7 protein-coding genes are annotated in these 8,044 nt (G+C 65.2%); all 7 read right to left on the reverse strand.

Annotated elements, in window-relative coordinates; genetic code table 11:
• Positions 1-79 precede the first annotated feature (79 nt).
• Positions 80-2,350 (reverse strand): alpha-xylosidase, encoded by a 2,271-nt coding sequence (gene yicI, locus BKA03_RS01375; RefSeq protein WP_062074857.1) that lies wholly within the window; start codon positions 2,348-2,350, stop codon positions 80-82.
• A complete protein-coding gene (locus BKA03_RS01380; protein WP_062074856.1) occupies positions 2,350-3,240 on the reverse strand; it encodes a carbohydrate ABC transporter permease in 891 nt (296 codons plus the stop codon). The genes yicI and BKA03_RS01380 overlap by 1 nt, the downstream gene beginning before the upstream one ends.
• Positions 3,240-4,208 carry a carbohydrate ABC transporter permease gene (locus tag BKA03_RS01385; protein ID WP_062074855.1) on the reverse strand — a complete coding sequence of 323 codons (969 nt, stop codon included), beginning with the start codon at positions 4,206-4,208 and terminating at the stop codon, positions 3,240-3,242. Before BKA03_RS01385 ends, BKA03_RS01380 begins: the two co-directional genes overlap by 1 nt.
• 68 nt (positions 4,209-4,276) lie before the next feature.
• Positions 4,277-5,608 carry an ABC transporter substrate-binding protein gene (locus BKA03_RS01390; protein ID WP_062074854.1) on the reverse strand — a complete coding sequence of 444 codons (1,332 nt, stop codon included), beginning with the start codon at positions 5,606-5,608 and terminating at the stop codon, positions 4,277-4,279.
• A gap of 111 nt (positions 5,609-5,719) precedes the next feature.
• Positions 5,720-6,745: a LacI family DNA-binding transcriptional regulator gene (locus BKA03_RS01395; protein WP_179397648.1), complete on the reverse strand. Its 1,026-nt coding sequence runs from the start codon at positions 6,743-6,745 to the stop codon at positions 5,720-5,722.
• 152 nt (positions 6,746-6,897) lie between these two features.
• A complete protein-coding gene (locus tag BKA03_RS01400; protein WP_062074852.1) occupies positions 6,898-7,320 on the reverse strand; it encodes a rhodanese-like domain-containing protein in 423 nt (140 codons plus the stop codon).
• A gap of 81 nt (positions 7,321-7,401) precedes the next feature.
• On the reverse strand, positions 7,402-7,920 hold the full coding sequence (locus BKA03_RS01405) for a phosphoribosyltransferase (protein WP_062074851.1): 519 nt from the start codon (positions 7,918-7,920) through the stop codon (positions 7,402-7,404).
• Between the last annotated feature and the right edge of the window lie 124 nt (positions 7,921-8,044).

Genomic DNA, 8,044 nt, shown 5'->3' on the forward strand with positions numbered 1-8,044 from the left:
GAGCGTTGGCGCCGATCGTTCCCACTGGCGAGCAGCCGGGTCCCGCGGTGAAAGGGTGTAAGCCCGCGGGACCCGGCTGCTACGCGCGGGAGACGACCTGCACTGTCACTCCCTCGCGGTCGGCGACGGGTGCGTCGACCGGTCCGGTGATCCGCACGGCGTGAGCGCTACCGTCGGGCCGGATGACCGGCATGGTCACGTCCAACACTTCGGGAGCGCCGTAGAGGCGGATGGTGAGGCCGTCGAGGTAGTCGTAGTCGGGGCGGTCGGCATGCGCGCCGATGCCGATCGCGGCTCCCTCGCGGACGTACAGGGGGACGGTGTCGAAGCCGTGCTGCTCGCGGCGCCACGCGCCGCCCGCCACGGTCTCGCCCGTCCAGAAGTTGGTCCACGTCCCCGCTGGCAGGTAGAACTCGACGTCGCCCGAGGCCGACATGACGGGTGCGACCAGCAGGTGTGAACCCAGCATGTACTGGCGGTCGAGGTACGCCACGGCCGGGTCGGACGGGAACTCGAAGTACATCGGCCTGGCCACGGAGACTCCAGTGGCCGCGGCGTCGGCGCTCGCTGCGTAGATGTACGGCATGAGCGTGTTCTTGAGCTGGGCGAACTTGGCGGTGATCGTCACCGCCTCCTCGTCGAACGCCCACGGAACCCTATAGCTGTCGGAACCGTGCAGGCGGGAGTGCGAGGACAACAGACCAAACGCCACCCACCGCTTGAAGACGGCGGGGTCGGGAGTACCTTCGAAGCCGCCGATGTCGTGGCTCCAGTAGCCGAAGCCGCTCGATGCCAACGACAGGCCGCCGCGCAGGGTTTCCGCCATCGACGGGAAGGTCGAGGTGTTGTCGCCGCCCCAGTGGATGGGGAACTGTTGGCCGCCAGCAGTGGCGGAGCGCGCAAACAGCACGGCTTCGCGCTCTCCGCGCTCCTCGACCAAGACCTCAAAGACCGCCTTGTTGTAGAGCTGCGTGTAGAGGTTGTGCATCGTCTCGGGGGGCGTTCCGTCGTGCCACACGACGTCGAGCGGAATGCGCTCGCCAAAGTCGGTCTTGAGCGCGTCGACCCCTTGGGTCAGCAAGCCGCGGAGCTTGTCCTGAAACCAGCGTGTGGCCTCGGGGTTGGTGAAGTCGACGAGGCCCATGCCCGCGACCCACCAGTCCCACTGCCAGACCGAGCCGTCGGCCCGCTTGACCAGGTAACCCTTCTCCTTGCCCTCGGCAAAGAGCGCCGAGCGTTGCGCGATGTACGGGTTGATCCACGCGCAAATGTGCAGGTCGCGTTCGGTGTGGAGGCGATGGAGCATGCCCTCCGGGTCGGGGAACACGCGGGCATCCCACTCGAGGTCGGTCCAGTTGAATTCGCGCATCCAGAAGCAGTCGAAGTGGAACGCGCTGAGCGGAATCCCGCGGTCGCGCATGCCGTCAACGAAGGAATTGACGGTGGCCTCGTCGTAGTCGGTGGTGAACGACGTCGACAGCCACAGCCCGTAGCTCCATGCGGGGACCTCGGCGGGACGGCCGGTGAGCGCGGTGTAGCGGTCGATCACGTCCTTGGGGGTGGGGCCGTCGATGACGAAGTACTCGATGGCCTCGCCCGCGGTCGAGAACTGCACGCGCTCAACCGACTCGGAACCCACCTCGAAGCTCACGTGCTCCGGTTGGTTGACGAGCACGCCGTAGCCGCGGTTGCTCATGTAGAACGGGATCGACTTGTATGCCAGTTCGGAACTGGTGCCGCCGTCGGCGTTCCAGATGTCGACCACTTGACCGTTCTTCGCCAACGGACCGAAGCGCTCGCCGAGTCCGTAGATCACCTCGCCGACGCCCAGGTCAAGCTGCTCGTGGACATACGTGCGCGACGGCGCGAGGCCCGTCGTGGTGACTCCCGCGACGCCCGTTGGCTCGGCGGCGACGGGGGCGCCATCGGCCAGGGTCATGTAGCCCTGGGCCTTGGCCCCGGAGCCGGTCAGTCGCACGTCTGCGTGCCAGAACGACAGGTCCCACGGTGCGCCACGCCTGATGACGGCGCGTAGCGTGCCCGCCGTGACCGTCCCGTCGCCGTCGGTGATGGCGATGCCGCCCGCCGCTTGCCGCTCGTTGACCTCGAAACCGGGTGAGCGTCGGCCGCCCGTGTGGTGCTCGATGCGCACCTTGATGACGCCGTCCGCCACGGGCGTGAGCGTCGTAGTGAGCACGGGCAGGTTGAGCACGTTGCCGCGCGACTCGATGCGCCGTGCAGGCGCGGTGACAACGATGCCGTCGCCATCGGCCGTGATGTCGTACGCCTCTTGCGCGTAGCTGGCCGTGACGCCGGGTCGAAGATGCCAGAAACCGTCGGTGAACTTCACTACTTCACTGCTCCTGCCGTGATTCCCCTTGTCAGCGTCCGCTGGAAGAAGAGGAAGAAAATGATCGTGGGAATGATGCTGATAAGCGTTCCCGCTATCAGCGTGGTCGTGTCGGTCTGACGTTCTCCATTGAGCTGCTGGAGAACGAGGGGCACCGTCAAGGAGTCGCTCGTGTTGAGGAACGCCAGCGGCAACAGGAACTCGTTCCAGGTCCAGATGAAGAAGAAGACCATCAGGACGGAAAGCGTGGGCCTGAGGATCGGCACGATCACCGACCGGAGCGACCGGAAGCGTGAGGCGCCGTCGACCGCGGCCGCCTCCAGGATTTCCTTGGGGAAGGTGCCCAGCAGGCTCGAGAGCAGGTACGTGCCGAAGGCCGACTGGATCACGGTGAAGGTGATGATCACCGACCACGAGTTCGACAGTAATCCGAGCTTGTCGTAGAGCTTGAACAGCGGGTCGAAGAGCATCTCTTGCGGCACCAGGTTGGCCATGAGGAAGACCAGCACGAGCCAGGTGCGGCCCTTCACGCGACCGATGCCGATGGCAAACGAGTTGAGCACCGACAGGATGACCCCGAGGATCGCCACCATGCCGGAGATAAAGATCGAGTTCCACAGCGCTCGCGGGAAGTTGTGCCCGCTCCAGAAGGCCCTGATTCCGTCGAAGCTGAGCGCGTGGGGCAGCTCGAGCGGGTTGGAATTGGCGTACTCAGAGGGCGACTTGAAGGCGTTGATGAGCAGCAAGAGCATCGGGGCGATGACGAGCAGCGCGCCCACGATCGACAGGGTCAGGACGATCCACTCGCTCGCGGTGCGGGGGCGCTTCTTGTGCTTGGTCCCTGCAGCCCTGCGGGTAATGGGCGTGGTGGGCGTGGCGATCGCGGACATCACGCGTCCTTTCGCTCGGAGCGCGTCTGCACCTTGATGAAGATCACGGCGACGAGAAAGACGACGATGGTGATGGCGGACGCGATCGTCGCGGCGTATCCCTTATCGGGCCCCTTGATGAACTCCTCATATGCATAGAACGACGGCACGTAGGTGGACTTGGAGGGGCCGCCCATGGTCAGGATGAAGATGGGCGCGAAGACCTTGAGCGCCGCGATGGTGGTGGTGAGTGACACCACGAACACCTCGGGGCGAATCTGCGGCAAGGTGATGGCGCGGAAGCGCTGGAACCAGTTGGCGCCGTCGAGTTCAGAGGCCTCGTAGAGCTCCGGTTCGACGCGCTGCAGGGCCGCCATGAAGATCACGACGGGGTACCCGATCTGAATCCAGATCATGAGCACCATGGCCGAGGCGATCGCGGTGCTGTATTGGCCGCCCAGCCAGTTCACGGTCACCGCGTGCCCCGCGATGCCGGAAAGTATTTGATTCAGGACTCCGTCGCCGTTGGGTTTGAGAATCCAGGAGAACATGACACCCGCGACGGCGATGGGCAGAATCTGCGGCAGGTAGTAGGTGGCGCGCAGGAGGCTGGAGATCTTGCCTCCGAAGCGGCGGCCTACGACGTCGAAGAGGGCGGCCGCGATCACGAGACCCACCAGGGTGGGCACGATCACCATGGCAACGACCACTAGGGCGATGTTGGTGAAGGACTGCAGAAACGCGGAGTCGTGGAAGAGGGCGAACCAGTTGTCGAAGCCGGTGAAGTGCTCGGCGGCGCGTCCGCCGCGCCAGTGGTACAGGCTGAGGCGCAGGTTGCGGACGATCGGGTAGAAGATGACGACCGAAATGAGGATGGCGCCTGGGATGAAGTACAGCCAGTAGCCGAGTTTGCTCTTGCCGCGTTCGGGAATCCTCGCGGCCTCAGCGGGGCGCTTCTGAGGCCGCACGATGCGGGTCAACGATGACATGGGGATCCGTCTCCGGCGAGGGCCCCGGCCGTGATGGCCGGGACCCCCGCGCTTGAAGGGGTGAGTAACTACTTCTTGGTAACCGTGGAGACGTAGGTCTCGTAGTAGTTCTTGAGCTCCGCCTGCGCCTGCTCGGGGGAGTAGGTGCCGTTGACCAGGCCCTGCATGACGCCGTTCAGGTCGCCATAGAAGGTGGGCGTCGGCCAGTCGGGGTAGAACGACAGGCCATCACGGGCGTTGACCTCGTTGAACAGCTTGATGAGTGCCTGAGCGTTGGGGTCCTTGACGTCGGCGGTGTTGGCCGCAACCGGAAGGCCACCAGACTCACCGAGAAGTGCCTGAACCTCGGGGCTCATCGTGATGTTGATGAAGATCTTCGCAAGTTCGGGCTGCTTGGACTTGGCGGGAATGACCCAGATGTTGCCACCCGAACCGGGCGTGAGCGTGGTGCCAGGCCAGTTGGTGATGCCCACCTTGAACGTCTTGACATCGGTCAGCATGCGTCCGTACCACCACGAACCCGAGTAGAACATCGGGACCTGGCCGTTGATGAACTGCAGGCCCGCGTCCTCCGCCTTCATGCCGGAGACGTCCTTGGAGATGTAGCCCTTGTCGAGCCAGCTCTTGAGCGTCGTGGTCGCGTAGGTGATCTCGGGACCGTTCCAGTCGATGGGGTGCTGGTACAGCTGGTAGTCGTTGACCCACTGGCGGTTGGCCTTGCTCAGTGCGAGCTGGTACCAGAGCTGACCCATGGGGTATTCCTGAGCCGACGTCGTCATCGGGGTGACGCCGTTGTCCTTGAAGGTCTGCATCGCCGTCTCGAGCTCGGCCTCGGTGGTCGGAACCTTGACGTTGTACTTGGTAAACATGTCCTGGTTGAAGTACAGGAACACGAACTCGCCGTAGTTGGGAACTCCGTAGTAGGAGCCCGAACCCATCACGCCGTTGGCGTCGTACTTGGCGATGGTGGAGATGCCCGCGCCGAGCTTGTCGGCCCAGCCGTACTTCGCGTAGGCGTCGTCAAGGTTTTGGATGATGCCGGTCGCCGCGAGCTGACCCGCGGTGCCGTTGCCCTTGTTGTACTCGGACACATCGGGGGCGTCAGAGGAGTCGAAGAGCTGTGAGGCCGAGGCGTTCAGGGTCTCGAACGACGTGCTCTGGTGGTCGACCTTCGCGCCGGTCTGGGCCTCGAAGATCTGGATTGCCTTGGCCCAGGCGATGCCCATGGCCGAGTCTGCACCCTCGTAGTCCATGACCTTGAGGGTCTGGCCTGCGTATTGACCTGCGCCGCTGCTGGCGCTGGCGGGTGTGGTGGTGCTGCCCGAACCGGACGAACACGCGCCGAGTGAGAGGGCGCCGACGGCAATGGCTGCCGCCACAATGCGCTTGCGGTACTTCATGGGATTCCTACCTCCTTGTAGTGGCCGGGGGGCCGTGTGTGAAAGCCTGACTCGTCTGTCGAAGCGCTTCGATAGAATTTCGACGGATGCGATGAAGCGAGGGGTGCGACATCAGCGAGCTTGGCCGGAAGGCACTGCCGCGGAAGCGACCGTGCCACGAGACTGGTAGACGGGGGGGACGAGGGTCACGGCCGACGATGGCCGCGTGCCTTCAATGAGGCCGACGAGAATGTCGACCGCGACCGGGCACGTCAGCGCGGGGTCGAGAGGGAGGGCGTCGAATGGAAGAGGGGTGCGGGACAAGACGGGGGTCATTCCGGCCGCGATGACCGAGACGTCGCGCGGGACGGCAAGCCCGCGGTCGGCCAGTGCCGCCGTGAGCAAAAGCGCCACGGCGTTTGCCGTGCTGAGCACGATGCCGGTGGTGCCCGGCTGCTCGCGGAACAGGATCTCGAGCGCGTCGGCGGCCTCGTCGCTCGGAGGGCTCACGATGACGGCGTCGAGGCCGCGCGCGGCCGCATAGCGGGCGAACTCGCGCTGGATGCGCAGGGGGTAGTTGGACTCGCGGGCGAGGGTCTCGCGGGTGTGGCCAATGAGGGCGATGCGCGTGTGGCCGGCCTCGACCAGGGCGTCGATCGACTGCCGAATGGACGACTCGAAGTCGAGGTCGACGCACACCAGGCCGTCGGTGTTTTCCGGAACCCCGATGAAGACGGTGGGGCAGCTGATCGATCGCGCGAGTTTCGCGCGCTCGTCGTGCGCGGCGACGTCGAGGACGATGATCCCGTCGGCGAGGGCGCTGTTGGCGGATCGCTTCATGCCGGAGAGCGCGTCGTCCTGAACCAGCAACAAGGTGTCGTAGTCGCGAGTGCGCGCCGCAATGGTGACCTCCATGGCGAATGCCATGTGAGCTGTGGGATCGGTGTCGGCGTGGAGAGGAGCGGTGACCGCGAGGATCTCGGTGCGGTTGGCGGCGAGGGCTCGGGCCGATGCACGGGGTGCGTAGTGGAGGGTGGCGGCGGCATCCTCGACGCGGCGCTTCGTGTCGCTGCTGATGCTCCGCTTGCCTGACAGGGCATACGAGACGGTCGAGATCGATACGCCCGCTGCGCGGGCCACGTCCTCGATTGTCGCCATGTGTGACTCCGTCGTCATGTGTGCGGCCGGATCGGGGGTGTTTGCCCGATCGTCGAAGCGCTTCGATGCGCCTCATGAAAGAGACTATGCGGACAACCTGGAAACAATCAAGGGCGTTGCCGAATTGTTATCAACCGGTTCGGTGAGGGGCCTCAGCCCTGGCGCCAGGGCAGGCCGCTGGCCTTCCATCCCTGAACGCCACGGTGGCCGTCCTCGTCTGGCGCTCCCTCGAAGCCGTCGAGAATGTTGTAGGCGGGACCCATGCCCGCAGCGGTGGCGGCGCTAGCGGCTCCGATGCTCCGCTGGCCCGAGCGGCACAGGAACACGATGGGTGCTCCCGTCTCTGGGCTCATGCCCGCATCGCGAAGCTGATCCACGAATTGGGTGTTACGGGCGCCCGCGGGGTAGTTCACCCATTCGGCGAAAATGGGCTCGCGACCCGTCTCGGACGTGTCGGGGACGCCCGTGAAGCGCCACTCCGCCTCGGTGCGCACGTCCACCAATATCGCTGCGGGATCACTTAGCAAAAGTTCCCATGCCTCTTGAGGTGTCAGGTCGCCCGCGTACTCGCTCATTGCTTCTCCTCGACGGTGAGTTCCCCCACAGTGTAGGCAACGCGCGCCGATGCGGCTAGGGGCATACGATATGGCGATTGATCAGGGGCGATGCTGGGCGTTTGTCGAGGTGGTTCGAAGCCTGGGGCGGGCGACGGGCGGCAGCGCCGACCACGGGAAGGTGATCCACTTGTCCGTGCGCTTCCACACGTAGTCGGGCTCGATGATCGAGTGGGACTTGGCGTACAGGGTGACGGTGCGGACCTCGCCCGCGTGCTGCGACATGAGCGCCTTGACCAGGGCGAGGGTCTCGCCCGTATCGGCCACGTCGTCCGCGATGAGGACTTTGAGGCCCTTCATGTACTCCGTGTCGAGAAGTGGCGGGAGGATGATCGGGGCGGGCAGGCGCTCGTCGATGTCCGTGTAGAACTCGACATTCATGGTGCCCACGCCCTTGGTGCCGAGCGCGTAGGAGATCGCGCCGCCCACCGGCAGGCCGCCGCGAGCGATGGCCACCACCACGTCGGGCATGAACCCGGAGTCGACCACCATCTGTGCGAGCGCGCGGGACGCGTCCCCGTAGCCCTGCCAGGTCAGGACCTCGCGCTCCTCGCCCGACATGGGAACTCCTCACTCGGTCCTTGCGATCGGTGAGGCGAGACTACCGCGCGGGTGCCGGCGCCCCAGGGCAATGGGTTCCCCGCGCTACGCGTCGCGCCAGCACCATAAATCGACATCCACTGCG

The sequence above is a fragment of the Demequina lutea genome, assembly GCF_013409005.1.
Classification (GTDB): Bacteria; Actinomycetota; Actinomycetes; order Actinomycetales; family Demequinaceae; genus Demequina; species Demequina lutea.

What these genes read in the sequence shown, in the direction of transcription:
- BKA03_RS01380 (WP_062074856.1), bottom strand. Translation starts at nt 3,240, where the DNA reads ATGTCCGCGATCGCCACGCCCACCACGCCCATTACCCGCAGGGCTGCA.
- BKA03_RS01405 (WP_062074851.1), bottom strand. Translation starts at nt 7,920, where the DNA reads ATGTCGGGCGAGGAGCGCGAGGTCCTGACCTGGCAGGGCTACGGGGAC.
- BKA03_RS01390 (WP_062074854.1), bottom strand. Translation starts at nt 5,608, where the DNA reads ATGAAGTACCGCAAGCGCATTGTGGCGGCAGCCATTGCCGTCGGCGCC.
- BKA03_RS01400 (WP_062074852.1), bottom strand. Translation starts at nt 7,320, where the DNA reads ATGAGCGAGTACGCGGGCGACCTGACACCTCAAGAGGCATGGGAACTT.
- BKA03_RS01395 (WP_179397648.1), bottom strand. Translation starts at nt 6,745, where the DNA reads ATGGCGACAATCGAGGACGTGGCCCGCGCAGCGGGCGTATCGATCTCG.
- BKA03_RS01385 (WP_062074855.1), bottom strand. Translation starts at nt 4,208, where the DNA reads ATGTCATCGTTGACCCGCATCGTGCGGCCTCAGAAGCGCCCCGCTGAG.